21 protein-coding genes and 2 tRNA genes are annotated in these 25,797 nt (G+C 66.0%); 9 read left to right on the top strand and 14 right to left on the bottom strand.

The genetic code is table 11. The annotated features are described in order from the left end of the window. Window positions 1-11: 11 nt before the first annotated feature. The 6 genes from JNJ68_RS14405 to JNJ68_RS14380 all read right to left on the bottom strand — a co-directional run bounded on the left by JNJ68_RS14405 (window position 12) and on the right by JNJ68_RS14380 (window position 7,028). Entirely contained in the window at window positions 12-1,049 is a 1,038-nt protein-coding gene (locus JNJ68_RS14405) for a hypothetical protein (protein WP_294983094.1), read from the bottom strand. A 70-nt stretch (window positions 1,050-1,119) separates the two neighbouring features. Continuing rightward, a complete protein-coding gene (gene prfB / locus JNJ68_RS14400; protein WP_294983093.1) occupies window positions 1,120-2,247 on the bottom strand; it encodes a peptide chain release factor 2 in 1,128 nt (375 codons plus the stop codon). Window positions 2,248-2,321: 74 nt separating this feature from the next. Continuing rightward, entirely contained in the window at window positions 2,322-2,822 is a 501-nt protein-coding gene (locus JNJ68_RS14395; RefSeq protein ID WP_294983091.1) for a GNAT family N-acetyltransferase, read from the bottom strand. After that, on the bottom strand, window positions 2,819-3,100 hold the full coding sequence (locus JNJ68_RS14390) for a DUF1778 domain-containing protein (RefSeq protein ID WP_294983090.1): 282 nt from the start codon (window positions 3,098-3,100) through the stop codon (window positions 2,819-2,821). The genes JNJ68_RS14395 and JNJ68_RS14390 overlap by 4 nt, the downstream gene beginning before the upstream one ends. A 58-nt stretch (window positions 3,101-3,158) precedes the next feature. Then, window positions 3,159-5,717, bottom strand: coding sequence for a PBP1A family penicillin-binding protein (locus tag JNJ68_RS14385; protein WP_294983088.1), 2,559 nt, complete (start codon window positions 5,715-5,717; stop codon window positions 3,159-3,161). A 114-nt stretch (window positions 5,718-5,831) separates the two neighbouring features. Beyond that, complete coding sequence (locus tag JNJ68_RS14380; protein ID WP_294983087.1) at window positions 5,832-7,028, bottom strand: N-acetylmuramoyl-L-alanine amidase; 1,197 nt, start codon at window positions 7,026-7,028, stop codon at window positions 5,832-5,834. Between the two features lie 203 nt (window positions 7,029-7,231). Between JNJ68_RS14380 and JNJ68_RS14375 the strand changes: the two genes are divergently transcribed. Next, a complete protein-coding gene (locus JNJ68_RS14375; protein ID WP_294983086.1) occupies window positions 7,232-8,002 on the top strand; it encodes a DsbA family protein in 771 nt (256 codons plus the stop codon). A 51-nt stretch (window positions 8,003-8,053) separates the two neighbouring features. Here JNJ68_RS14375 and JNJ68_RS14370 read toward each other — a convergent pair whose 3' ends face one another. Then, window positions 8,054-9,262, bottom strand: a complete 1,209-nt coding sequence (locus JNJ68_RS14370; protein WP_294983084.1) for an MFS transporter — start codon at window positions 9,260-9,262, stop codon at window positions 8,054-8,056. Between the two features lie 88 nt (window positions 9,263-9,350). Between JNJ68_RS14370 and JNJ68_RS14365 the strand changes: the two genes are divergently transcribed. Beyond that, entirely contained in the window at window positions 9,351-10,241 is an 891-nt protein-coding gene (locus tag JNJ68_RS14365) for a LysR family transcriptional regulator (RefSeq protein ID WP_294983082.1), read from the top strand. On the opposite strand, the gene ispG is transcribed toward JNJ68_RS14365, so the two are convergent. The 3 genes from ispG to hemA form a co-directional block, all read right to left on the bottom strand. Then, window positions 10,242-11,366 (bottom strand): flavodoxin-dependent (E)-4-hydroxy-3-methylbut-2-enyl-diphosphate synthase, encoded by a 1,125-nt coding sequence (ispG, locus tag JNJ68_RS14360; RefSeq protein ID WP_294983081.1) that lies wholly within the window; start codon window positions 11,364-11,366, stop codon window positions 10,242-10,244. A 67-nt stretch (window positions 11,367-11,433) separates the two neighbouring features. After that, complete coding sequence (locus tag JNJ68_RS14355) at window positions 11,434-12,663, bottom strand: helix-turn-helix domain-containing protein (protein WP_294983080.1); 1,230 nt, start codon at window positions 12,661-12,663, stop codon at window positions 11,434-11,436. Between the two features lie 118 nt (window positions 12,664-12,781). Beyond that, complete coding sequence (hemA, locus tag JNJ68_RS14350) at window positions 12,782-14,011, bottom strand: 5-aminolevulinate synthase (RefSeq protein WP_294983255.1); 1,230 nt, start codon at window positions 14,009-14,011, stop codon at window positions 12,782-12,784. A 208-nt stretch (window positions 14,012-14,219) separates the two neighbouring features. Between hemA and JNJ68_RS14345 the strand changes: the two genes are divergently transcribed. Together JNJ68_RS14345 and JNJ68_RS14340 are read left to right on the top strand one after the other, a co-directional pair. Next, window positions 14,220-15,593, top strand: a complete 1,374-nt coding sequence (locus JNJ68_RS14345; protein ID WP_294983078.1) for a M20/M25/M40 family metallo-hydrolase — start codon at window positions 14,220-14,222, stop codon at window positions 15,591-15,593. After that, window positions 15,593-16,033, top strand: coding sequence for a GNAT family N-acetyltransferase (locus tag JNJ68_RS14340; RefSeq protein WP_294983077.1), 441 nt, complete (start codon window positions 15,593-15,595; stop codon window positions 16,031-16,033). The genes JNJ68_RS14345 and JNJ68_RS14340 overlap by 1 nt, the downstream gene beginning before the upstream one ends. A 128-nt stretch (window positions 16,034-16,161) precedes the next feature. Here the strand turns inward: JNJ68_RS14340 and JNJ68_RS14335 are convergent, their stop codons facing one another. From JNJ68_RS14335 to JNJ68_RS14320, 4 genes are all read right to left on the bottom strand, one after another. Beyond that, window positions 16,162-16,419, bottom strand: coding sequence for a DUF1344 domain-containing protein (locus JNJ68_RS14335; protein WP_294983075.1), 258 nt, complete (start codon window positions 16,417-16,419; stop codon window positions 16,162-16,164). A 451-nt stretch (window positions 16,420-16,870) separates the two neighbouring features. Next, window positions 16,871-16,947 (bottom strand) — tRNA-Asp (locus tag JNJ68_RS14330). Between the two features lie 282 nt (window positions 16,948-17,229). Further along, window positions 17,230-17,306, bottom strand: a tRNA-Asp gene (locus JNJ68_RS14325). 59 nt (window positions 17,307-17,365) lie between these two features. Next, entirely contained in the window at window positions 17,366-18,301 is a 936-nt protein-coding gene (locus JNJ68_RS14320) for a pirin family protein (RefSeq protein ID WP_294983074.1), read from the bottom strand. A gap of 327 nt (window positions 18,302-18,628) precedes the next feature. On the opposite strand from JNJ68_RS14320, the gene JNJ68_RS14315 reads away from it, so the two are divergent. The 5 genes from JNJ68_RS14315 (at window position 18,629) to JNJ68_RS14295 (ending at window position 25,724) form a co-directional block, all read left to right on the top strand. Beyond that, window positions 18,629-20,620, top strand: a complete 1,992-nt coding sequence (locus JNJ68_RS14315; protein WP_363165999.1) for a CocE/NonD family hydrolase — start codon at window positions 18,629-18,631, stop codon at window positions 20,618-20,620. A 102-nt stretch (window positions 20,621-20,722) separates the two neighbouring features. Then, the gene (locus JNJ68_RS14310) at window positions 20,723-22,318 is read left to right on the top strand and encodes an ABC transporter substrate-binding protein (protein ID WP_294983072.1); all 1,596 of its coding nucleotides are present in this window, start codon (window positions 20,723-20,725) and stop codon (window positions 22,316-22,318) included. Between the two features lie 10 nt (window positions 22,319-22,328). Continuing rightward, window positions 22,329-23,285, top strand: coding sequence for an ABC transporter permease (locus JNJ68_RS14305; protein ID WP_294983071.1), 957 nt, complete (start codon window positions 22,329-22,331; stop codon window positions 23,283-23,285). Further along, the gene (locus JNJ68_RS14300; RefSeq protein ID WP_294983070.1) at window positions 23,282-24,097 is read left to right on the top strand and encodes an ABC transporter permease; all 816 of its coding nucleotides are present in this window, start codon (window positions 23,282-23,284) and stop codon (window positions 24,095-24,097) included. Before JNJ68_RS14305 ends, JNJ68_RS14300 begins: the two co-directional genes overlap by 4 nt. Continuing rightward, window positions 24,090-25,724, top strand: a complete 1,635-nt coding sequence (locus JNJ68_RS14295) for an ABC transporter ATP-binding protein (RefSeq protein WP_294983068.1) — start codon at window positions 24,090-24,092, stop codon at window positions 25,722-25,724. Before JNJ68_RS14300 ends, JNJ68_RS14295 begins: the two co-directional genes overlap by 8 nt. Window positions 25,725-25,797: the final 73 nt, after the last annotated feature.

Below are 25,797 nucleotides of genomic sequence, written 5' to 3'. Positions count from 1 at the left end.
GGTTTTGCAGGCTAGCGCGGCAGATGGGGGTCGAAGACGACGACATGGATGCCGTCACGGATAAAGCATAGTAGGGCAAGCCGCCCCTCCGGAAGCCAGCGCAGGCCTGATGACCAGCACGATCGGACACGTGCCCGAAACAGGGCTTCACCAGTGGTCGTATCCAGAATGAACAGACCGCCATTCTTCTTGACGTACCGCCCCACCGCAACATATCGACCGTCCGGGGAAAGTCTGGCCATGAAGTAGTTGGGACGGTTCTTCGGATCCAGCTCTGTCGTCTGTTCGATGGCAACTTCGCTCCCGTCTTCCCTCCGCAGGAAAAGGCGTGAGGGAGACTTCCGTGACTCACGGGTCGTGACAACCGACAACTGACCTTCGACATGCACGGTTTCAGCACCCACTTCTGCGATCTGCGGTGCCAGGCGTCCGCTCAGGTAATCCTCGAAGGTCTGTCCGTCATCGATTGCACCTTGTTCGACGACCTCCAGCCTGCTGTCAGAGGCGGTCAGCCGCAGATCAAAGCGACCAACACGGCCCTGCAGCGCCTCGCCGTCGAACTTCAGGATATTCTGATAGCCAAGCAGCATGAGCGCGCTGGCCATCGTCAGCTCGTAGGGCCAGCCCTTCGGTCGGATTTCAGGCATTCTTGATTGGGGAACACCGTTCGCGTCATAGAAGACTAGGACGCGATCACGCTCATTTTCCAGGACGAACACCAGGAATCCCTGCGCCCTTTGGGCAACCAGCCAGTAGAAAGACATGGTATTTTCCCGAGCCTGACCCAGCGGAATCTTACTCAGGACGCGACCGTCGGTCAGCGAGACATCCACTGCGAAAGCCTGCTCGGTTTTGTCCCGATCAAGTGCAACGAAGGTCAGGCGGTCTGGCCCGGTAACGACCGGATCGCCGTCGATCATTCCAAGCCCGGAGAGAACGACCTCGACCGGGCAGGCAATCGCCGCATCCACGGCGCAGGTGTCGACCAGAACCTCCTGCGCGGTGGCGGGGGCAGCGCAGGCGAAGAGGAGAAACAGGAAGCAGCGCATATGGAGGGTCCAATGTTGCCCCCAAGCATACTTGTGGACGAAGGGCTGTCCAGAACGCCCTTCGACGAGGTCAGTCGACGTCCGCGATCTCGCCGCGCTTCTTGCCGCTGGCGTTCAAGGCCAGCGTCGCCGACATGAACCCGTCGAGATCGCCGTCCAGCGTGCCCTGCGTGTCACTTGTCTCGTGCCCCGTCCGCAGGTCCTTCACCATCTGGTAGGGCTGCAGGACATAGGAGCGGATCTGGTTGCCCCAGCCCGCATCGCCCTTGTTCTCATGCGCCTCGTTGATCGCGGCGTTCCGCTTGTCCAGTTCCTGCTGGTAGAGCCGCGACTTCAGCGCCTTCATCGCGATGTCGCGGTTCTGGTGCTGCGATTTCAAGCTGGACGTGACCACGATCCCGGAGGGGAAGTGGGTGATCCGCACGGCGGAGTCGGTCTTGTTGACGTGCTGGCCGCCCGCGCCCGAGGACCGGAAGGTGTCGATGCGGATGTCCTTGTCCTGCACCTCGATCTCGATGTTGTCGTCAACGACCGGATAGACCCAGACCGAGCAGAAGCTGGTATGCCGCCGCGCCGCGCTGTCATAGGGCGAGATGCGGACAAGACGGTGCACCCCGGCCTCTGTCTTCAGCCAGCCATAGGCGTTCTTGCCGCTGATCTTGTACGACGCCGACTTGATCCCCGCGCCGTCGCCTTCGCTTTCCGACTGCAATTCGACCGTGAAGCCGCGCTTTTCGGCCCAGCGGACATACATCCGCGCCAGCATCGAGGCCCAGTCGCAGCTTTCCGTGCCGCCCGCGCCTGCGTTGATCTCCAGGAAGGTGTCGTTGCCATCGGCCTCGCCGTCGAGCAGTGCCTCGAGTTCCTTCTCCTCGGCGACCTTGACCAGGTCGGCGAGCGCCTTCTCGGCCTCGGAGACGATCTCGGCATCGCCTTCCATCTCGCCCAGCTCGATCAGCTCGACGTTGTCCTTCAGGCCCCCCGACAGGAGCTTGTAGCCCGCTACCGCATCCATCAGCGACTGGCGGTCGCGCATCAGCTTCTGCGCCTTGGCCGGATCGTTCCACAGGTCCGGGGATTCGATCATCGCATCGAATTCTTCCAGCCGGTGCGGCGCGGTCTCCCAATCCATCCGCTGCGCCAGAAGCTTCAGGGTCTTTTCGATGGCATCGACATTGCCTTGGGTTTCGGCGCGCATGGGTCGGTCCTGATGGGTTCTCGGGCGCGGTCATAAAGCGAAGGCCGCGCACGGGCAAGGGTGCGGGGCGGTTCTTAGCCGGGCGGCAACAGCGCCGAAAGCGGGGCGATCAACCGGTGCGGTGCCGAGCCGTAGGCCACAAATCCGTGACGGCGATAGAATGCCTCGGCTGCGGTATCCTTGGCATCGACGATCATCGCAAAGACCGCCACCTCGCTGACTGCCGCGCGCACAACCGCATTGGCGAGAAGCGCCGCGCCGAGCTTTTGCCCGGTGAAGCGGCGATCCACGGCCAGCCGCCCCAGTCTTGCTGCTGGAAGCGTTGGATAGCGCGGCAGTCGCCGGGTCAGATCGGCGGGAACATCGGTCAGCGGGATGTCTGTCGCCGACAGGGTATAGAATCCGGCAATGGCACCTGAGGCCTGATGCACTGCAATGAAGCAGGCCGCGATCCGCCGCCGGATGTCCTGCGTGACCTGGGTGTGGAAATAGCGGGTAAGCGGATCGCTGGTACAGTCGAACCCGCCCCGCGCCCGTCCGTCGAGCGGCAGGATAAGGAAGGGGTCGGCGGTCAAACCGGACCGATCAGGCGGCGATGATGCTCAAATGCGCGCAGCATGGCCTCGTTGGGAGGCGGCGGGTTCAGCAGCAATTCGACAAACAGCCGCTGGTCTGCGGCAGACAGATGCAGAACATGGACCTCTTCCAGAGCCTTGCGCGCCGCCTCTTCTGCCGCCGATACGACGAACTCGCTGATCGAACGGCCCTGGATTTCAGCCGCGCGTCGGACGATGGCCAGTGTGTCGGGCGTGGTGCGGGCTTCGATCCGTTCGGAGCGGGTGGTCTGGGTCATGGTGTCTCTCCTGCGCCGGGAAATGTACGGCAAATCACCGGACAATTCAAGACTGACCCTAATACAGCCCGCCCGACGACACCGTGCCGAAGTCGGCCTTCTTCGGCACGATCACCCGCTCGCCTTCCGAGTTGGTGACGGTCTTGCCCTGGTCCACGTCGCCCTCGCCCTCGCCATAGGCGAAGAGCGGCAGGTTCTCGCCCATCGCGAAGCCACCGTCGACCACCAGACCGAGGCCGATCAGCGCATCCTCGCCCTCGCGGAAGTACTCGGCGATCACATTGTCACCCGAGGCATCATCGGGCAGCGGCTGGCCGGTGAAGCGGTCGATCTTGCGGAAATAGCCGCCGGGGGGAACCTTGAACGCGCCCCCGCCGTATTTCTTGATCGCATCCTCCATGAAGTCCTGGAAGACCGGAACGCAAAGGGTGCCGCCGAAGGCACTTTCGCCCAAGGTCTTCGGCTGGTCGTAGCCGATGTAGCAGCCCGCCACGATGTTGGAGGAATAGCCGATGAACCAGACGTCCTTGGCGTCGTTCGTCGTCCCGGTCTTGCCCGCGATCGGCACCGGCAGGCGCAACCGGCTTGCCGAGCCGCGCTTGACCACGCCTTCCATCATGCTGGTCAGCTGGTAGGCGGTGATCGCGTTCATGACGCGCTCGCGGTTGGAGTCGATCCGCACCCCCTCGCCCGGCGCAAGCTCGGGCTGGGCGCAATCCTCGCAGACACGCTGGTCATGCCGGTAGATGGTCTTGCCGAAGCGGTCCTGCACCCGGTCGACCAGCGTGGGCTCCACCCGCTCGCCGCCGTTGGCGAACATGGCATAGGCCGCGACCATCTTGAACAAAGTGGTCTCCTGCGCACCAAGCGCATTGGCCAGGAACGGGCCCATCCGGTCATAAACCCCGAAGCGTTCGGCATAGCCCGCGACGGTCTGCATCCCGATTTCCTGCGCGATCCGCACGGTCATCAGGTTGCGCGACTGCTCGATCCCGGTGCGCAAGGGCGTCGGCCCGTAGAACCGGTTCGAGGCATTCTTCGGCGTCCAGAGGCCCTGGGGGGTCTCGATCTCGATCGGCGCGTCGACGACGATGGTGGCGGGGGTAAACCCGCTGTCCAGCGCGGCAGCATAGACGAAGGGCTTGAAGCTCGACCCCGGCTGGCGGGTGGCCTGGGTGGTGCGGTTGAAGACCGAATCCTGGTAGCTGAACCCGCCCTGCATCGCGAGGACCCGACCGGTGTTCACGTCCATCGCCATGAAGGCGCCCTGCACTTCCGGCACCTGGCGCAGCGACCAGCGCTTGAAGGTGCCGTCATCGTTCGTGACGGCGCGGACCAGCACCACATCGCCGACCGAGACGAGGTCGCCGGCCACCTTGGCCTTCTTGGCCAGTGTCCCGTCCGCCTGGCGCTTCCTTGCCCAGGTGACGTCTTCGGCCGGGATGAAATGGCCGTCCTCGTCGTCCATCACCCCTTCGATGCCGATGCGGGCATCCTTCTCGCCCACGTCCAGCACCACCGCCGGAAACCAGCTGGGCACGTCCCGCGGCACCTCGACCTTGGCCAGCGCCGCGCGCCAGCCCTCTTCCGAGGCAAGGACCTCGGCCGGAAGCACCTTGCCGGTGCCGCGCCAGACGCCCGCGTTGCGGTCATATTGCTCCAGCCCCTTGCGCAGCGCCTCGGCGGCGGCCTTCTGCAGGTCGGGGTCCACCGTGGCGCGGATGGTCAAGCCGCCCGAGAAGAATTCCTCCTCGCCGAAGACACCGGAGAGCTGGCGGCGAATCTCGTCGGTGAAATAGTCGCGGGGCGGCAGCGCGTCGCGGAAGGCCTCGAAATCGCCGTTCTGCACCGAGCGCAGCGGCATCTCCTTCTCCGACAGATAGGTCGCCTCGTCGATATAGCCGTTCTGCCACATCTCGCGCAGCACGTAGTTCCGCCGCTCGGTCACCCGTTCCTTGTTCGTCACCGGATCATACTTGCCCGGCGCCTGCGGCATCGCCGCCAGCATCGCCGCCTCGTGCGGGGCAAGGTCGGTGAGCGGCTTGTTGAAATAGGTCTGCGCCGCCGCCGCCACGCCGTAGGAATTCTTGCCCAGGAAAATCTCGTTCAGATACAGTTCCAGGATCTTGTCCTTGGACAGCGTCTGTTCCAGCCGGGTGGCCAGGATGATCTCCTTGATCTTCCGCTCGACCGACCGGCTGCCGTCCAGAAGGAAGTTCTTCATCACCTGCTGGGTGATGGTCGAGGCCCCCCGCATGCTTTCGCCGCGCGACTTCACCGCCTCGATCAGGGCGGCGACCATGCCGCGGGTGTCATAGCCGTGGTGGTGGTAGAAGTTCTTGTCCTCGGCGCTGATGAAGGCCTGCTTCACCAGGTCGGGAATGTCCTCCGACGCGACGAAAAGCCGCCGCTCCTGGGCGAATTCGTCGATGATCCGCCCCTCGCCGGAGTAGATCCGGCTGATCGTGGCGGGCGTGTATTGCGCCAGGTTCTCGTGGCTGGGCAGGTCGCGGGAATACATGTAGAAGATGCCGCCCAGCGTCAGGGCGGCGAAGATCAGCCCCAGCGTCACCGCCGAGAAGAGGCCCCCGAGAACGTTTCCGACAAACCTCAGCACCCGCAGCCCCTTTTCGCTTGCGCCCCCGCAGTATACCAGACGCGGCCCCGCGTCAAAACCTTGGCCCCGGCTTCGGCCTTCACGAATTCCTGTTCAGGCAGGCTTTCGCGGGTGTCAGGGCGCTGCCGCACGCAGGGACGCGTCTTCCCCCGCCCAGGTCCCCAGCGCCTGAACCAGTGCCCCGGCCAGCCTGGCCCGCCAGGCCGGGTCGGCCAGCCGCCGGTAGTCCCGGTCCGAGGACAGGAACCCCACTTCCAGAAGCACAGAGGGAATGTCAGGGGACTTCAGCACCGAAAATCCCCCTGACTGGTGCGGGTGGCGGTGCATCCTGATCTCCACCCCCTTGACCGCAGCCACGATGGCATCGGCCAGCCGCTCGGCACGGGGCTGGGTCTCGGTCCGGGCCATGTCCATCAGCACCTCGGCCACCACGTCGTCCTGATCGCTGAGGTCGACGCCCGCAAGAAGGTCGTCGCGGTCATGCCGTTCCGCCAGCGCCGCCGAGGCCTCGTCCGAGGCGTCCTCCGCCAGCGTATAGACGGTCGCCCCCTGCGCATCGCCCTCGGCCAGGGCATCGGCGTGGAGCGACAGGAACACATCCGCCCCCGCCTCGCGCGCGATGGAGGTGCGGGTTTCCAGGGGCACGAAGACATCCTCCTCGCGCGTCAGCACGACACGGAAGCGCCCGTCGCGGACCAAGGCCTCCTTCAGCTCGCGCGCGAAGGTCAGCATCAGGGCGGCCTCGCTGTGATCCTCGCGCTCGGCCCCCGGATCGATCCCGCCATGGCCGGGATCGAGCACCACAACCAGCGGCCCGCCGCCTGCGGGCAGCGGGGGCACCAGATCGGTCGCCTCGGGCAGGGCCCAGTCCGGCAGGTCCGGCCGCGCGGTCTCAAGCGCGAAGCTGGCGGGATCGGTGGGCACCAGCGCCAGGTCGATCCGTGGCTCCTCGCCCGTCACCATCTCGGCCCTCACGACCTTCAGCGGCCCCGCGAGTTCAAGCACCAGCCGTGACCAGCCCGGCCGGAAGGCCCCGGCCCGGAGCGAGACGCCGGGCCGCACCACCGCCAGCGCCTCGACCCCGCGCCAGTCGATCTCGCGCGCGTCGATCACCAGCCGCGGCGGGTTGTCCATCAGCCGCAACCGCCAGGGCACCGGCTGGCTCAGCGCCACTTTCAGCTCCAGCCCGCCGTCGCCCGTGGCCACGATCCCGGACCGCAGCGGATTCACCTTGGCCAGGGCCGACAGGTCCTCGGCCGCGACCGGCAGGACAAGAAGCAGAAGCAGGAGGAACGGGCGCAGCAGGATCATCGTCGCCTTATCCCTGCTTGTCCCCGCATTGTAAATTCCTGCAAGGTCGCTCATCGCTCCTCGCAGCCGCGAGAAGAAGACGAAGTCGCTCGACGAGACTTCGACCCCGTCCGCATCACGAAACGGCGAGCGGCTTGTCTTGCCCGCACCCCGCCCCTATCCTGCCCGCCGCCGCAGGCCACGCGGCCGCGAATGGAGACCGCATGACCCGCCTTGCCCTCGGCCTGATCGCCGGCCTTGCCAGCCTGCCCGCCTTTGCCGAAGAGCTGCCCCAGACCGGAGCCACCGCCGAAAGCGCCATGACGGCCGAGGAACGACTGGCCTTCCGCGACGAGGTGCGTGCCTATCTCCTGGAGCATCCCGAAGTGTTGATCGAGGCGATGGACGTGCTCCAGCAACGCGAGGAGGCGGCGGCCCTGGCCCGGGACGTGCAGACGGTGTCCACGCATTCCGACACGATCTTCAACAGCCCGAACGACTGGGTCGGCGGCAACCCGGACGGCGACATCACCCTGGTCGAGTTCATGGACTATCGCTGCGGCTATTGCCGCAAGGCCTATTCCGAGGTCGACCAGCTGATCACCACCGATGGCAACATCCGCTTCGTGGTCAAGGAATTCCCCATCCTGGGCGAGGCCTCGATGCTTTCGGCCCAGTTCGCCATCGCGCTGCGCCAGCTGCATGGCGACGAGGCCTATGGCCGCGCGCATGACGCGCTGATGACGCTGCGCGGCGAACCCACGCCCGAGACACTGTCGCGGGTGGCGACCGATCTGGGCCTTGACCCGCAGCCGATCCTCGACCGGATGGGCGCGCCGGAAGTGCAGGCGGTGATCGCGGAAAACTACGCGCTGGCCGAGAAGATGGAGATCACCGGCACCCCGGCCTTCGTGCTGAAGGACACCGTGCTGCGCGGCTATGCGCCCCTGGAGACGATGCGGGACTTCGTCAAGGACGCACGGACCGACGGCTGAGCTATTGCTCCTGAAGAGAAGAGGGGCGGCCCTTGTGGCCGCCCCCTTGCATCAGGCCTCGACCGCGGTGGGGTCGGGCCGCAGGGCATTGGCGATCCAAAGCCCGACGCCCAACGTCCCCAACCCCATGCCGACCACCGCGAAGGTCCCCGCGAGCCCGAACCAGGCCACCAGCGGCGCCGAGACCAAAGGCGATGCGAACTGCCCCAGGAAAAAGGCCGTCGTCAGAAGCCCCGACGCCCGCCCCCGCATGCTTGCCGGCACCCGCTCCATGAACCATGTCGTGTAGTTGGGCATCGAGATGCCCATTCCCAGCCCCGCAATCAGCGATCCAGCCAGCACGCCATGCCAGTCCGACGCCGTGGCATGGGCCAGAAAGCCCAGCCCGATCAGCACGAAGGACAGGCCGAAGATCGTCATCGCGCTGAGCCGCGCCCGGATGCGGCCGTACATCAGCGCCACCGGGGCCGAGACGGTGACGAGCGCCGCCATCAGCGCCCCCACGACCAGGGGACTTGTGACCCCCAGCGCCTCAAGGTGGAACGGCAGGCGCGTGGGCGTGACGTAGAAGGCCGCCTGGAATACGAAGGCCAGCGGGGCGATGAAGGCATAGGCCGCCCAGGGAAAGCGGTCGGCGGTCGAGCGCACAGGCCTGGGCCGGTCGCGTTCCGCTGCGATCCGCCGGGCGTGCGGGCCAAGCACCAGCAGGGCCAGCGTGGCAATGGGCAGGATCAGCGCATAGACGGCAAAGGCCCCGCGCCAGTGATAGCTCGCCAGCGCCCCGCCCAGAAGCATGAACACGATCCCGGCTGCCGAAATCGCCGCGCCCTGCATCCCCAGGAACCGCGCCCGCGCCGGGCCTTGCCACAGGTCGCTGGCCCAGGTCATCCCCAGGTTCATCGTCCCCGCGACGCCCAAGCCAAGCGCCAGCCGCCCGGCCAACATCCCCCACAGGCTGTCGGCCCAAAGCCCCGAGGTCCCGCCGACGGCATAAAGCGCCGCCGTCAAGAGCAAGAGCTTCTGCCGGTCCCAGCGGTCGATCAGCACGCCCATCAGCCCCGCCGAAAGGACGATCGCGAGCGAGGGCAGCGTGACGATCAGCCCGGCCAGCGTGTCGATATGCGGCATATCCGCATAGTGCTCGCGCAGGCCTGGCAGCGAGGATGCGACCGTGGCATTCGCCATGATCGTCATCGAGGCCAGCCCCAGCACCGCCAAAGTCACCGCCCGGCCTGGCGGTGCGTCCGATCCCTGTTCCATCTGCAATCCTTCGATCCTGCCTTGTGCAAGATCGCAAAATCCACCATCATGGACAAGATTGCCATTTCTGCAAGGTGCGTCCAATATCATGGACAATGAGCTTGACCTCTCCGCCCTCCGCGGCTTCCGCACCGTGTTGCGCGAGGGCTCGTTCTCGGCCGCCGCGCTGGCCCTGCGGGTTCCGAAATCCACCCTGTCGAAGCGCGTGGCCGATCTGGAAAACCACCTCGGCGTCCGGCTGATCGAACGCTCCACCCGCATGCTGCGCCCCACGCAGGAGGGCGAGGTCCTTGCCGCCCGCGCCGACCGCCTGCTGGGCGAGGCCGAGGATATCCGCCGCGCGCTTGGCGAATCCGGCGGCACGCCGCGGGGGCACCTGCGGCTGGCGGTGCCGCAGGTGATCGGCAACCTGCTGATCGGCCCCATCGCCGCCAGCTTCCGCGTCCTTCACCCCGAAGTCACGCTGGAAATCCACTTCCTCGACCGCACCCCCGACCTGCTGGAGGAAGGCTTCGACGGCTGCATCCGCTTCGGTCCGCTGGAGGACAGCACCCAGGTCGCCCGCCGCCTGCTGCACGGCCAGGCCATGCTGGTCGCCTCGCCGCGGCTTCCCGGTCTCGACAGCCTGCACCAGCCGCAGGACCTGACCCGCTTCCCGCTGGTCGGCCTGGCCACCGCCTGGTCGGGCGGCCTGCCGCTGCAAAAGGGCGACGAGGAAATCATCCTGCCCTACGCCCCGCCGCTGCGCCTCGGCTCGCATCTTGCCGTCCGCGACGCCCTGGTCGCCGGGGCCGGCATCGCCGCCCTGCCCGGCATGATCGCCCGCCCGGAAATCGCCGAAGGCCGCCTTGTCCGTGTGCTGCCGGACTGGTCCACCCCGCGGAAGGCGATCTATTTCGTCTATCCCTCCGCCCAGTCTGTAACCGCGCGGCTGCGCGCCTTCATCGACCACCTGGCGCGGGAGATGGGCGGGGATTGATCACTCTGCCGCAAGCTTTTCCGCCGCCTCGATCTGGGCGGCCTTCACTTCCACCAGCCCGACGATATGGTCGATCATCGCCTCGTTCGACAGCGTATGGTCCTGCTTGCCCGCAAGATAGACCATCCCCTTGCCCGCCCCGCCGCCGGTAAAGCCGATGTCGGTCATCAGCGCCTCGCCCGGGCCGTTCACCACGCAGCCGATGATGCTGAGGCTCATCGAGGTCGTCACATGGGCCAGCCGCTCTTCCAGCGCCGCGACAGTCTTGATCACGTCGAACCCCTGCCGCGCGCAGGAGGGGCAAGAGATGATCGTCACCCCCCGATGGCGCAGGCCCAAGGATTTCAGGATCTCATAGCCGACCTTCACCTCTTCCACCGGGTCGGCGGACAGGCTGACGCGAATGGTATCGCCGATCCCCATCCACAGGAGGTTCCCAAGCCCTATGGCCGACTTCACCGTGCCGGAGACAAGCCCCCCCGCTTCGGTGATCCCAAGATGGATCGGCGCGTCGGTGGCATCAGCCAGTTGCTGATAGGCGGCGGCGGCCAGGAACACGTCCGAGGCCTTCACCGAAATCTTGAACTCGTGGAAATCGTTGTCCTGCAACAGCCGGATGTGGTCGAGGCCGGATTCCACCATCGCCTCGGGGCACGGCTCGCCGTATTTCTCCAGCAGGTGCTTTTCCAGCGACCCCGCATTCACCCCGATGCGGATCGAACAGCCGTGGTCCTTTGCGGCCTTCACCACCTCGGCCACACGTTTCGCATCGCCGATGTTGCCGGGGTTGATCCGCAGGCAGGCCGCGCCCGCCTCGGCCGCCTCGATCGCGCGCTTGTAGTGGAAATGGATGTCCGCGACGATCGGCACCGGACTTTCCGCCACGATCTCTTTCAGCGCCCGCGTGCTCGCCTGATCCGGCGTCGAGACCCGCACGATATCCGCCCCCGCCACCGCGCAACGCTGCACCTGGTCGATGGTCGCCGCCACGTCCGAGGTGATGGTGTTGGTCATGGTCTGCACCGAAATCGGCGCATCGCCCCCGACCAGCACCTTGCCCACGCGGATCTGCCGCGAGGCGCGCCGCTGTATGTCGCGCCAGGGGCGGACGGGGTTGTGGGTCATCGGTCAGGCTCCGTTGCTTGCCGCCAGAACATAGGCCGCAAGCCTCACGCGGACAATGGGCCGGAACTTACTCCGACGCTTCCGGCGCAGGTGCAGCCACCACGTCCGAGGCATCCGCCGTAGCGAAATTCGCCAGGTCCTGATCCTTGGTCAGGTCGGCCTGCGCAAAGCTCTGTGTCAGCGCTTCGGGTGACAGCGGAATGTCCTTGGCGATCTGCGCCCCCGGCGCGGCAGGTCCGTAGGCCACCCCGTCGACGACGAAATAGATCGAGCCGGAGTTGCCGGTCCGGAACACTGCGGCCGTTTCCAGGGGCGGCACCGCATAGCGTTCACCTGCATCGAGGATCTTCTCGAACAGCACGGTTCCATCGGCGGCATTGACCCGCACCCAGGACGGGCGCACCGCCAGGACCTCGACGCCGTCCTTGGCATCGGCGATGACCTGAACCTCGCCCTCGACCGCCTGATCAAGCGCGGCATCGACCGAGTCGGCCTCGGCCACCTGCGACAACACGCCGGTGTCGCGCGGGTTGATCGCGGCAATCGGCCCGTCGCGAGAGGTCAGGACCGGAACATCCAGCGCCTGCGGGCGATACAGACGATCCAGCACGTCATCGGTCCCGGTGCCTTCGGCACTGGCAACCGCCTCGGCAGCGGGTTCGGCGGGACGCGCTGCCACAACGTTCGGCGCCGTCGCCCCGGCATTGGCCAGCGGGTCGATCTCGGCCACCACGGTCGGTGCCTCGTCGACCGGCGCCAGCTGCACGCGCTGCACTTCCTGCAATACCGACCAGCCGCCGTAGCCGATGGCGCCGATCAGCGCGACCAGCACGGCGATGGAGCCGAGCGCGCCGGGTTCCACCCGGGACAGGATCGCCTCGCCGCGCGGGATGAAGCTGGCATTGGGATCGCCCAGCGGATCAGAGAAATCGGTGCGCGCCCGCACCTTGACGATCTGCTGCGGCGAGGCAGCGGCAGAAAGCCCGTGCGAGACCTGATACCCGGCCTCGGCGCAGAAGCGTTCGAAGGCCCATTCCGGGTCCATCGCCAGATAGCGGGCGTAGGAGCGGACATAGCCCGCGACGAAACCGGGGGTCTCGAAGGCCGAAAGGTCGGCGTTCTCGATGGCGGCGATATAGGTGGCCTTGATCTTCAGCTCGCGCTGAACGTCCAGCAGCGACTTCCCAAGCGTGGCCCTTTCGCCGCGCATGAGATCACCGAGCCGCAACTCGAAGTCGTCAAAGCCCTTTGGCTTGTCCTCTTCGGTTGTCGAAGGTTTCGACCTCCAACCGATCATCCGCGCCCTGTCCCCTTCGGTGCACCACTCAAGCGTGGTCGCCTTCCCCAGCGACTCACATGCGTTCTATTGGCGAAACCCTAGCACAGGACAAGGGCTTTTCCACAGACCAGCGCCCTCAGGCGACCTGTTCGGCGCGATTCAGCGCACAATGTGCCCAGAGTTCGTCCATCGCGCGGACCAGCGTCTCGATCTCGCCGGTCCCATGCACCGGAGACGGAGTGAAGCGCAGCCGCTCGGTTCCGCGCGGGACGGTCGGGAAGTTGATCGGCTGGACATAGATGCCGTGGTTTTCCAGAAGCATGTCGGACAGCATCTTGCAATGCACCGGGTTGCCGACATGGACCGGCACGATATGCGACCCGTGGTCGATGATGGGCATTCCAAGCGCCTTCAGACGCATCTTCAGGATGCGGGCCTGGGTCTGGTGCCGCTCACGCAGCCGCAGGCCGCCCTCTCCCTTCAGGAAGCGGACCGAAGCCGCCGCCCCCGCCGCGACCGCGGGCGGCAGGCTGGTCGTGAAGATGAACCCCGGCGCATAGGAGCGCACGGCATCCACCATCCGCACTGACGCCGCGATATAGCCGCCGAAGACGCCATAGGCCTTGGCGAGCGTGCCGTTGATGATGTCGACGCGGTGCATCTGCCCGTCGCGTTCCGCCACGCCCGCGCCGCGGGGGCCGTACATGCCGACCGCATGGACCTCGTCCAGATAGGTCAGCGCGTTGAATTCCTGCGCGAGATCACAGATTTCCTTGATCGGGCCGAAATCGCCGTCCATCGAATAGATCGATTCGAAGGCGATCAGCTTCGGCGCCGCCGGATCATCCTTGGCCAGCAGCTCGCGCAGATGCGCCACATCGTTGTGCCGGAAGATGCGCTTCTCGCCGCCCCCGCGCCGCACGCCCTCGATCATGCTCGCATGGTTCAGCGCGTCGGAATAGATGATCAGCCCGGGGAACAGGAGCCGCAGCGTCGACAGCGTCGCATCATTGGCGATGTAGGCCGAGGTGAAGACCAGCGCGGCTTCCTTCCGATGCAGGTCGGCCAGTTCCGCCTCCAGCCGCTTGTGCCAGACGGTCGTGCCGCTGATGTTCCGCGTGCCCCCGGAGCCCGCCCCGGTCGCGTCCAGCGCCGCGTGCATCGCCGCCAGGACCTCGGGGTGCTGGCCCATGCCCAGATAGTCGTTGCCGCACCAGACGGTGATGTCCTTCTGCGTGCCGTCCGGCTTCGTCCACACCGCATGGGGGAACTGGCCCTGCTCCCGCGCGATGTCGATGAAGGTGCGGTAGCGCCCCTCGTCGTGCAGGCGTTGCAGGCTGGCATCAAGCGCGCTGTTGTAGTCCATGGCTTCCTCGGTCCCTTTTGCGGCATCATCGGCGATGCGCAGCAGTGGTGCCTTGATTTCGGTCAACCAGCCCGCAGAACCAACAGGACGAATTGTCGCCCCACGCGAATCTGGAACCGTTCCAGATTGCCAATAGCGCAGCCTGCCCGCTCTGGACAGCCCCAACCCGCCTGCTAGGCTCCGGCCCGATCACATCCCGGAGAGAGCCATGACCCTCGACGCCGTCCTTCACCGCATCGACGAAACCCTGCCGCAGTCGCTCGACCGGCTGATGGCGCTGCTGCGCATCCCCTCGATCTCCACCGATCCCGCCTACAAGGCAGATTGCGCCCGCACCGCCGACCTGCTGGCCGCCGACCTCGCCAGCCTCGGCTTCGAGGCCCGTGCGGCAGCGACCCCCGGTCATCCGATGGTCGTGGCGCATGGCGGGACCGGCAAGCGCCATATCCTATTCTATGGCCATTACGACGTGCAACCCGTTGACCCGCTGGAACTTTGGGACCGCCCGCCCTTCGACCCCGAGTTGCAGGACACTCCGAAAGGCAAGGTCATCCGCGCCCGCGGGTCCTCGGACGACAAGGGTCAGCTGATGACCTTCATCGAGGCCTGCCGCGCCTGGAAGCATGTGCACGGCGCCCTTCCCGGCAAGCTGACGATCTTCCTGGAGGGCGAGGAGGAATCGGGCTCTCCCTCGCTTGTCCCCTTCCTGGAGCAGAACCGTGAGGAACTCAGCTGCGACCTCGCACTGATCTGCGACACCGGGCTGTTCGAGGAAGCCACCCCCGCCATCACCACCATGCTGCGCGGGCTGGCGAAAGCCGAATTCACCATCCGCGCCGCCAGCCGTGACCTCCATTCCGGCATGTATGGCGGGCTGGCGCAGAACCCGCTGCACCTGATGGCGCGGCTTCTGGCTGGCCTGCACGACGCCCAGGGCCGGGTGCAGGTGCCCGGCTTCTACGACGATGTCGACGAGCTTCCCGATACACTGCGCCAGCAATGGCAGACGCTGGCCTTCGACCACGCCGCCTATCTCGGCGACGTGGGCCTCTCCGTCCCCGCCGGGGAACAGGACCGCACGCCGCTGGAAAAGATCTGGTCGCGCCCGACGGCGGAGGTCAACGGCATGTGGGGCGGCTACACCGGCGCCGGGTTCAAGACCGTGCTGCCGTCCGAGGCCCATGCCAAGGTCTCTTTCCGCCTCGTCTCGCGCCAGGACCCGGAGAAGATCATCGCCTCGTTCAAGAAATGGGCCGAGGCGCAGATGCCTGCCGATTGCGAGATCGTCTGGGAAGGCGGCAGCGACGGGGCCCCGGCCTCGGTGATGGAAATCGCCGACCCGGCCTTCGAATCCGCCCGCGCCGCGCTGACCGAGGAATGGGGCCGCCCCGCCGCCTTCGTGGGCTCCGGCGGGTCGATCCCGGTCGCGGGCTATTTCAAGACCATCCTCGGCATGGACGCGATGCTGATCGGCTTCGGCCGCGATGACGACCAGATCCATTCCCCGAACGAGAAATACGACCTGGAGTCCTTCCACAAGGGCATCCGGAGCTGGGCCCGCATCCTCGCCCGCATCGCGTGATGCTTCAGCTTCGCGACGCAAAGCCCGAGGACGAAACGGATTTCCGGCGTCTCTGGCAGGGGTTCCTTGACGGCTACGGCCTGACCCTGCCGCCCGGGGTCACCACCTTCACCTGGGCGCGTCTGATGGACCCCGGCAATGCCCTGACCGCCCGGCTGGCGCTGCAGGACGGGGTGCCGCAGGGCTTCGCCATCCACCAGCACCACCCCTCGACCTGGGTGCTGGGCGATGACGGCTATCTTGAGGACCTCTTCGTTGCGGAAGCGGCGCGGGGCAAGGGCCTGGGCCGCGCGCTGATCGAGGACCTGATCGCCATCGGTCGGGCGCGAGGCTGGCGCAGGCTCTACTGGCTGACCGAGATCGAGAACCAGACCGCCCGCAGGCTCTATGACCAGTACTGCGAGAACGACGGCCACATCCGCTACCGCATGACCCTCTAGGCGCACCGCCGCAACCGGGACCCAAATTTCTTGAGCAAGAAATTTGTCAAAATCCTTACTTAAGGATTTTTTCCCTCAGATGAAAAACGGGGACCCGAAGGCCCCCGTCTCCTCTCATGCCGAGGTGGTCAGCCCGCCTTCAGCGCCGTCGCTTCCTTCAGCGTGCCCTTCATCTCCCAGCTCACCACCACCTTCTCGCCGACCTTGAACGGCTTCACGTCATAGCCCGCAGGCAGGTGATAGGTCGTGCCGTCCTCCAGCACCACCGTCATCGCCTTGGTGTCGATCGACTTGATCACGCCCGAGGTGTCGGTCGAAGCGGCCAGCACGGCAGTGCCAAGGCCAAGCGAGGCGATCAGGGCCAGGGACAGAATGTTCGAACGCATGATGCGTCTCCTGTTTCAGGAACGGGATTTCCCTTCCGTTCCAGTCACCTCCCGGCGCGCCGGGCCTGTCGCGTCGATGGTTGCCCATCCGGCAGGCTCTGGCCGGGATGGCAGGACGCTACTCCCGCCCCGGGGCCTGCGATAGGGGGCCTCACCGCAAGGTTCCGTGGCGTGAGCCTCTGTGCTGCGACGCGGCACAGGCCGTTTCCTGCCGATCCCCCACAAGGAGGAAAGCCTTGTCCTTTCCGCAGCTTGCCGAAACCATCCGGTCCTTGCGCCCATGGCCCCCCGACCGGACTCCGCCGGAAAAAATCACCTGTCGGCGATCGGCCCGCGAGGTCGCTCACAGCGGCGCCAGAGCATCCGGGCGCCATGGCGGAGACGACCGAAAACCCGTTCCTCGACCGGTTCGATCCTGGCCGAATCCTGCGTGGGAAACATGGGGGGAAGCTGGCGCGGTGGACGGGGCTCGAACCCGCGACCCCCGGCGTGACAGGCCGGTACTCTAACCAACTGAGCTACCACCGCGCGCTGAAGGGGCAGATAAGGGGTTGTCCGGAAGGCGTCAAGCGGGAAACGCGACGGCCTCACGCCTCACCTGCAAGCTCCGGACAAAGGTCGGCAACAAGCGCCTCCCTCCCCCTCCATGAGGAGGGCTGGGATGGGAGGCGGTCAGGAAGAAGGCAGGCCGGATCGGTCAATCGGCCTTAACGTTTCCTGAACGCCCACGGACAACCCGTTGATTTTATTTCACCTCGAGAGGCTGTCCTGCGTGGACACCCTTGCGGTCACTAAGAAGGAAGGGAAAGCTGGCGCGGTGGACGGGGCTCGAACCCGCGACCCCCGGCGTGACAGGCCGGTACTCTAACCAACTGAGCTACCACCGCGCGTGGAGGGCGGGATAGACGGTCTGCCGGGGGGCGTCAATGGGGAGCGCGCGGGTTTTTCAATGCTCGGGGGCCGGGATGAACTCGGCATCGTCGTCCGGCGGCAGCTTGAAGCGGCCGTGCTGCCAGTCGCCCGCCCGCCAGGCCTCTTTCGCGGCCTCGATCTTCTCGCGCGAGGAGGCGACGAAGTTCCACCAGATGAAGCGCGGCCCGTCCATCGTCGCGCCGCCGAGCAGCATCACCCGTGCCCCCTGCGCCCCGGCCTTCACCGAGACCCGGTCGCCCGGCCGGAACACCAGCATCCGCCCGGCCTCGAAGACCTGCCCGCCAACCGAAACCTCGCCGGTCAGGATGTAGACCCCGCGATCCTCGTGGTCGTCCGGCAGCGGGATCGCCGCGCCGGGTTGCAGGACCGCGTCGGCGTAGAAGACCTCGGAGGGCATTTCCAGCCCCACCCTCTCGCCCCAGGCCGACCCCAGGATCAGGCGGACTTCCTTCCCCTCGCCCTCCAGTTCCGGGAGTTCCTCGCGACCGAGATGGGTGAAGCCCGCCGCATCCTCCTCCCGGTCCTTTGGCAGGGCGAGCCAGGTCTGCAATCCGAACATCGACAGCGGGGCGGTGCGGGCCTCGCCGTCGGTCCGTTCGGAATGGGTGATCCCCTGCCCCGCCAGCATCCAGTTGACCGCGCCGGGTTCGATCCAGGCGTCGGTGCCGAGGCTGTCGCGGTGGTGGAGGCGGCCCCTCATGAGGTAGGTGACGGTCCCGAGGCCGATATGGGGATGGGGGCGGACGTCGATGCCCTGGCCGGTCAGGAATTCGGCAGGGCCCATCTGGTCGAAGAAGATGAAGGGGCCCACCATCTGCCGCTGGGCCGAGGGAAGGGCGCGGCGGACCTCGAAGCCGCCGAGGTCGCGGGCGCGGGGGACGATGACGGTCTCGATCGAGTCCACGGCGTCGCCGAGGGGGATCGAGGGGTCGAGAAGCGGGTTCCACATGGGCTGGGTCCTCCTTTGAAGGGAAGGTAGACCCCGGAGGCCGGACTTTCACCCCATTCCGTCCGCGCGATACCTGTGCGGGGGCGAACAGGCGGAGGTGTCCACGGTGGACATTTTCCAGATTCCATTTGAAGTCATAAGCTTGTCCGTGGGCGTTAGGGGTTTCTTAAGGCCTTCATCCAGATTGTCCTGCGGCCCCTCAAACCGGCTTTCACTTGTTGAGTGCGGATAGGGCGCGTGGCTGCCGAGGCCGGAGCAGCGTGTTAAATCGCTTGAATTGTACGGACGGATAATATCCGATGGGGCAGAGAATCGGAGAGGTGGCGCGTGACGGTCCGTACCGAATTTCCCGAAGCGATCACCGAGATCGAGGACATGGGCATCCCGATGCCCGATGGCACAAGGCTGTCGGCCCGGGTCTGGATGCCCGCCGATGCCGGGACGCGCCCTGTCCCCGCCGTGCTGGAATACATCCCCTATCGCAAACGGGATGGCACCCTGCCCCGCGACGAGCTGATGCATCCCTATGTCGCCGGGCACGGCTACGCCTGCGTCCGGGTCGACATCCGGGGGAACGGCGACAGCGACGGGCTGATGACCGACGAATACTCGGCCCAGGAATTGCAGGACGCCTGCGACGTGATTGCCTGGCTGGCCAAGCAACCGTGGTGCAGCGGCACCGTGGGGATGATGGGGAAAAGCTGGGGCGGGTTCAACTGCCTGCAGACGGCCTTCCTGCAACCGCCTGCCTTGAAGGCGGTGATATCGGTCTATTCGACCACCGACCGCTTTGCCGACGACATCCATTTCAAGGGCGGCGCGCTCTTGGGCGAGAATTTTGGCTGGGGTTCGGTCATGCTGAGCTATTCCTCGCGACCCGGCGACCCGCTTTTGCACAACGGCTGGCGGGAAACCTGGCTCAAGCGGCTGGAGGCGGAGCCATTCCATGCGCCCGGCTGGGCCAACCACCAGACGCGGGACGCCTATTGGAAACACGGCTCGATCTGCGAGGACTGGGACCGGATGACGGTTCCGATCCTGTCCATCGGCGGCTGGAACGACAACTACATGAACACCGTCGCGGCGCTGATGGAGAATGCACGGGGGCCGGTGAAGGGGATCATCGGCCCCTGGGTACACCAGTACCCGCATACCGCGGTTCCGGGGCCGAAGATCGGTTTCCTGCAACTGGCGATCCGCTGGTGGGACCGCTGGCTGAAAGGCATCGAGAACGGGGCGGAGAATGATCCGGCCCTGCGGGCCTGGATGCTGCATTCCGCGCCGCCGAACCCCAGCGCCGAGCATCGCGAAGGGCACTGGATTGCCGAAGCCGAATGGCCGACGCCGAGGGTCAGCCGCCGGGTGCTGATGCTGTCGGATGCGGGGCTCGGGGTGGCGGGGCCGCTTTCGGCCAGCGTCTCGACGCCGCAGCACCTGGGCATGACCGCGGGCGAGTTCTTTCCGATGGGCCTGAACGCCGAGATGGCGGGCGACCAGCGGGGGGATGATGCGCTGTCGGTCTGTTTCGACGGAGCCCGCCTTGACAGCCCGCTGGAGCTGCTGGGGGCAGCGACGCTTTCTCTGCGGCTGGCCTCGGACAAGCCACTGGCCTTCCTCGTGGCGCGGCTCTGCGATGTGGCGCCCGACGGGTCGTCCACCCGCATTGCGCATGGCATCCTGAACCTCTGCCACCGGCAGAGCCGGGAGAACCCGGAACGGATGCTGCCCGGCGTCCCGGAGGACATCACCCTGACGCTGGACCAGATGGGATATCGCGTGGCGGCAGGGCACAGGCTGCGGCTGGCCCTGTCCACCACCTACTGGCCCTTCGTCTGGTCCAGCCCCGAAGCCGCGACGCTGGAAATCACGCAGGGAAGCCTGGACCTGCCGGTGCATCGGGGCACGGGCGTGGCGGAATGGACCCCGCCGCCGGCCGAGACCGCCACCCCCTGGAAACACCGGATGCTGCGCGCCGGGCGGTCGAGTCGGCGGATCGAGAGCGACCTGATCGCGGGGCGGCATGCGCTGGTGGTCGAGGACGACCTGGGCGAGAGCGAGAACCTGACGCATGGGCTGGTGACCGGCGAGAAGACGGTCGAGCGCTGGGAGGTGGGGGCCGATCCCCTTTCTGCCCGGGCGGCGATCACCTGGGAGCAGCGCCTGTCACGCGGCGACTGGGGGGTGAAGACGCAGACCGAGACGGTGATGACGGCCAGCGCCACGCATCTGCGGATGCAGGCCACATTGACGGCCTGGGAGGGCGATCGGGTGGTCTTCCGGCGGGACTGGGACGAGGAGGTGGACCGCAAGTTTGTGTGACGGCCCGCGAAAAAACGTTTGTCCGAAGACGGGGTTCGCGGTTTATTGATTCCCAAGTCAACAAAAGAATCCCCGAGACGGGGACCACATAGGGAGACGAAAATGACCGACAAGCACAACCAGCTTGACTGGATGGTGGCGCAGGCGCGCACTGGCCGGATGACCCGGCGCGAATTCGTCGGCCGCACGACGGCGCTCGGCGTGTCGGCGGGACTCGCCTCGGCGCTCTACGGCAAGGCAGCCCTTGCGCAAGAGGCGAAAAAGGGCGGGAAGATCAGCGCCGGGCTTGCGGGCGGGCAATCGACCGACAGCCTCGATCCTGCGCTCGCAGCCTCGGAAGTTCCCTTCCAGGTCAACATGACCTGGGGTGAGATGCTGGTGGACGTGAACCCTGACGGAACGCTGGATCACCGCATCGCCGAGGAAATCTCCTCCTCGCCGGACGCGACCGAATGGAAGTTCAAGATCCGCGCCGGGGTGGAGTACCACAATGGCGGTACCGTCACTGCCGATGACGTGGTGGCGACGCTGAAGCGCCATACCGACGAAAAGGCCCAGTCGGGTGCGCTTGGCATCGTTCAGGGCATCGCCGACATGAAGGCCGAAGGCGACATGGTCACGCTGAAGCTCGCCTCGGGCAACGCCGACCTGCCGTATCTGATGGGCGACTATCACCTGATCATCCAGCCCGGCGGCGGCACGGATGCGCCTGCGGCGGGCAACGGCGCCGGACCTTACAAAGTCACGGCGAACGAACCGGGCGTGCGCTACACCTTCACCAAGCATGCCAACTACTTCGACAGCGCCATCGGCCATGCCGACGAGGTCGAGTTCCTGGTCATCAACGACAACACCGCACGGACTGCGGCGTTGCAGTCGGGCCAGGTCCACATGATCAACCGGGTCGATCCGAAGATCGTGGAACTGCTGAAGGGCGTCGCGGGCGTGTCGATCAAATATGTCGCGGGCCGCGGGCATTATGTCTTCATCATGCATTGCGACAAGGCGCCCTTCGACAACAACGACATGCGCATGGCGTTGAAATACGCCATCAATCGGCAGGAAATGGTCGACAAGATCCTGGGAGGCCTCGGCAGCAAGGGCAACGACTTCCCGATCAACGCCGCCTATCCGCTGTTCGACGACAGCATCGAGCAGCGGGAATACGATGCCGCCAAGGCCAAGGAATACTACGACAAGACCGGCCATGATGGCAGCCCGATCATTTTGCGCAGCGCGCCAGGCGCCTTCCCGGGCGCGGTGGATGCGGCCAACCTGTTCGCGGCCTCGGCGCAGGCGGCGGGCATCCCGCTGCAAGTCAAGCTGGAACCCGATGACGGCTACTGGTCGAATGTCTGGAACGTCGAGCCGTTCTGCGCCAGCTACTGGGGCGGTCGCCCGGTGCAGGACCAGATGTATTCGACCGCCTATCTGTCCACCGCCGACTGGAACGACACCAAGTTCAAGAACGCCCGTTTCGACGAGCTTCTGATCGCCGCAAGGGGCGAGTTGGACGAGGTCAAGCGAAAGGCGGAATACAGCGAGATGGCGCATATCCTGCGCGACGAGGGTGGCCTGATCCTGCCGATGTTCAACGACTTCGTCTCGGGCGTCAGTGACCAGATTCAGGGCTGGGTCGACGATCCCAACGGCGAGTTGATGAACGGGCGCGCCCAGGTCAAGTGCTGGCTGGCCTGAGGCAGGGCCGGTGCATCCGATCGTCAGACTTCTGGTCCAGCGCATTGCGCTGGGCCTCCTCTTGCTCCTCGCCGTCTCGGCGGTGATCTTCCTGGGCGTCGAAGCGCTGCCGGGCGATACCGCGCAGGCGATCCTCGGCCAGCAGGCCACACCCGAGGCGCTGGCCAACCTGCGCGAGAAGATGGGGCTGAACCAGCCGCCCCTGACCCGCTATTTCCAATGGCTCGGCGGCGTGCTGACCGGCGATCTGGGCACCTCTCTGACCAACGGGGCCGACATCGCGCAGTCCATCGGGCAGCGGCTGGGCAACACGCTGTTCCTGGCCGGTTGCGCCGCAGTCATCGCCGTGCCACTCGCGATCCTTCTGGGCCTGATCGCCGCGCGCTATGCCGGGCGCTGGCCGGACAAGCTGATCTCGGGCATCACGCTGACCACGATCAGCCTGCCGGAATTCGTCGCGGCCTATTTCGTGATCTACCTGCTGACCCAGCTTATCCCGATCTTCCAGCCCGTCGCCATGGTCTTCCCGGGGATGACTTTCTGGGCAAAGCTTCATGCCGTAGCCCTGCCAGTCATCGTGCTGGTTCTCGTCGTCCTTGCGCACATGATGCGGATGACCCGCGCGGCGATCCTGAACGTCATGCAATCGGCCTATATCGAGACGGCGGAGCTGAAGGGCCTGTCGCCGATGACGATCATCTGGAAGCATGCCTTCCCGAACGCCATCGCCCCGGTGGTCAGCGTGGTCATGCTGAACCTCGCCTATCTGGTCGTCGGCGTCGTCGTGGTCGAAGTGGTCTTCGGCTACAACGCGCTTGGCCAGTATCTCGTCGACCATGTGACGAAGCGTGACCTGCCGGTGGTGCAGGCCGTGGGTCTGGTCTTCGCCGCCGTCTACATCTTCCTGAACATGCTGGCCGATGTCATCGGCATCCTGGCCAACCCAAGACTGAGGCATCCGAAATGAGGATTCCGCTTTCAGCCCTCATCGGCCTCGTCCTGACCGGGACCTTCCTCTTCATCGCCGTCTTCGCGCACTGGATTGCGCCCTGGCCCATCAGCGACAGCAGCGGAGGCCAGTGGGAGGGCATTTCCTCGGAGCATTGGCTGGGCACCGACACCATCGGTCGGGATATCCTGTCGCGCCTGATCTATGGTGCGCAGATCACCATCTTCGTGGCGCTCGCCTCCTCGGTCCTGTCCTTCTCGCTGGGGGCCTTCCTGGGGTTCCTGGCCGCCGTCAAGGGCGGCTGGATCGACCAGCTTCTGTCGCGGCTTGTCGATCTGGTGATGGCGGTTCCCTCGCTGATCGTGGCGCTGGTGATGCTGTCGGTGCTGCCGCTGAACCTGACCGTGCTGATCCTGGTGATGGGCGTGCTGGACAGCACCCGCGTCTTCCGGTTGAGCCGCGCGGTCGCGGTCGACATCGCGGTGATGGACTATGTCGAGGCGGCGAAGCTGCGCGGCGAGAAGGGCGGCTGGATCATCTTCCGCGAAATCCTGCCCAATGCGCTGTCGCCGCTGGTGGCGGAGTTCGGGTTGCGCTTCATCTTCGCGGTGCTCTTCATCTCGACACTCTCGTTCCTGGGCCTTGGCGTGCAGCCGCCCCTGGCGGATTGGGGCGGCATGGTGAAGGAGAACAAGGACGGGCTGATCTACGGCAAGTCCGCCGCGCTTCTGCCCGCTGCCGCCATCGCGGCACTGGCAATCAGCGTGAACCTGGTGGCGGACTGGATCCTCACCCGCACCTCCAGCCTGAAAGGAGGCCGCGGTGGCTGATCCTCTCCTCCAGATCAAGGGCCTGGTGATCGAGGCCACCTCTTACCCGCCAGGGGAACCGCCGAAGAACGTGACGCTGGTGCATGGGGTGGACCTGACGCTGGAGCGGGGCCGCGTGATGGGCCTGATCGGCGAATCCGGGGCGGGCAAGTCGACCATCGGGCTGTCCGCCATGTCCTACGGGCGCGGCGGGGTGCGGCTGACGGCGGGAACGATCCACCTGAACGGACGGGAAATCCGGCTGGCCGATGCGAAGGCCCTGCGCGCGCTCAGGGGACGCGAAGTCACTTACGTTTCGCAATCGGCGGCGGCCAGCTTCAACCCGGCAAAGCAGATCATGGAACAGGTGATCGAGACCTCGCTCTCGCATGGGCTGATGACCAAGGCCGAGGCGGAAGCGCGGGCGCGGGGGCTGTTCAAGAAACTGGGGCTGCCGAACCCCGACACGATCGGCAATCGCTATCCACACCAGGTCTCGGGTGGGCAGTTGCAGCGCTGCATGACGGCGATGGCCTTGTGCCCGAAGCCCGACCTGGTGATCTTCGACGAACCGACGACCGCGCTGGATGTGACGACCCAGATCGACGTGCTGGCCGCGATCAAGGAGGCGATCCGGGACACCCATGTCGCAGCACTCTACATCACCCACGACCTCGCCGTGGTGGCGCAGGTGGCCGACGAGATCATGGTGCTGCGCCACGGAAGGATGGTGGAACTGGGCGAGACCGGGCAAGTCATCCATGCGCCGACACAGGACTATACCAAGGCGCTGGTTTCAGTCCGGGGCCTGGAGCATACCGAGAAAGCCCCTGCCCCGCCGGTTCTTCAGGTGCAGAACATCACCGCGCGCTATCGGGGCACCAATTTCGACGTGCTGAAGAACGTCACGGTCGACCTGCCCGCCGGGCAGACGCTGGCGGTGGTGGGCGAAAGCGGCTCGGGCAAGTCGACGCTGGCCCGGGCGATCACCGGGCTTCTGCCGCCCTTGCAGGGCCGGATCACCTTTGCCGGGCGCCAGCTCTCTGCCGATCTTGCGGGGCGGACGAAGGACGACCTGCGCGAAATCCAGATGATCTACCAGATGGCCGACACCGCGATGAACCCGCGGCAGACCGTGGGGACGATCATCGGGCGGCCGCTGGAGTTCTACTTCGGCCTCAAGGGGGCGGAGCGGGACAAGCGGGTGCAGGAGCTTCTGGACCAGATCGAGATGGGCAAAGGGTTCGCGGCGCGCTACCCGGCCGAATTGTCGGGTGGCCAGAAGCAGCGCGTCTGCATCGCCCGGGCGCTGGCGGCGAACCCGAAGCTGATCATCTGCGACGAGGTCACTTCGGCGCTGGATCCGCTGGTGGCGGACGGCATCCTGAAGCTTCTGCTGACATTGCAGGCCGAGGCGGGGGTGGCTTACCTCTTCATCACGCATGACCTTGCGACAGTGAAGGCCATCGCCGACAAGATCGCGGTGATGTTCAAGGGCGCGGTCGTCCGGTACGGCCAGAAGTCCGACGTGCTGACCCCGCCGTTCGACGATTACACCGATCTTCTGCTTTCCTCGGTGCCGGAGATGGAGCTGGGCTGGCTGGAGCAGGTGATCGCGCACCGCAAGATGGAAAGCGCGGGGAATTGAACTGCAGCTTGTCGGAGACTTCGTTCCTCCTCGCCGGGGTGGTCTCCGACGAGAAGCCGAAGGCGCGACCTAG

The organism is Tabrizicola sp., from assembly GCF_016793705.1.
Classification (GTDB): domain Bacteria; phylum Pseudomonadota; class Alphaproteobacteria; order Rhodobacterales; family Rhodobacteraceae; genus Tabrizicola.
Note: the sequence above shows the minus strand (reverse complement) of the source record. Positions and strands in the feature narration are given on the sequence as shown.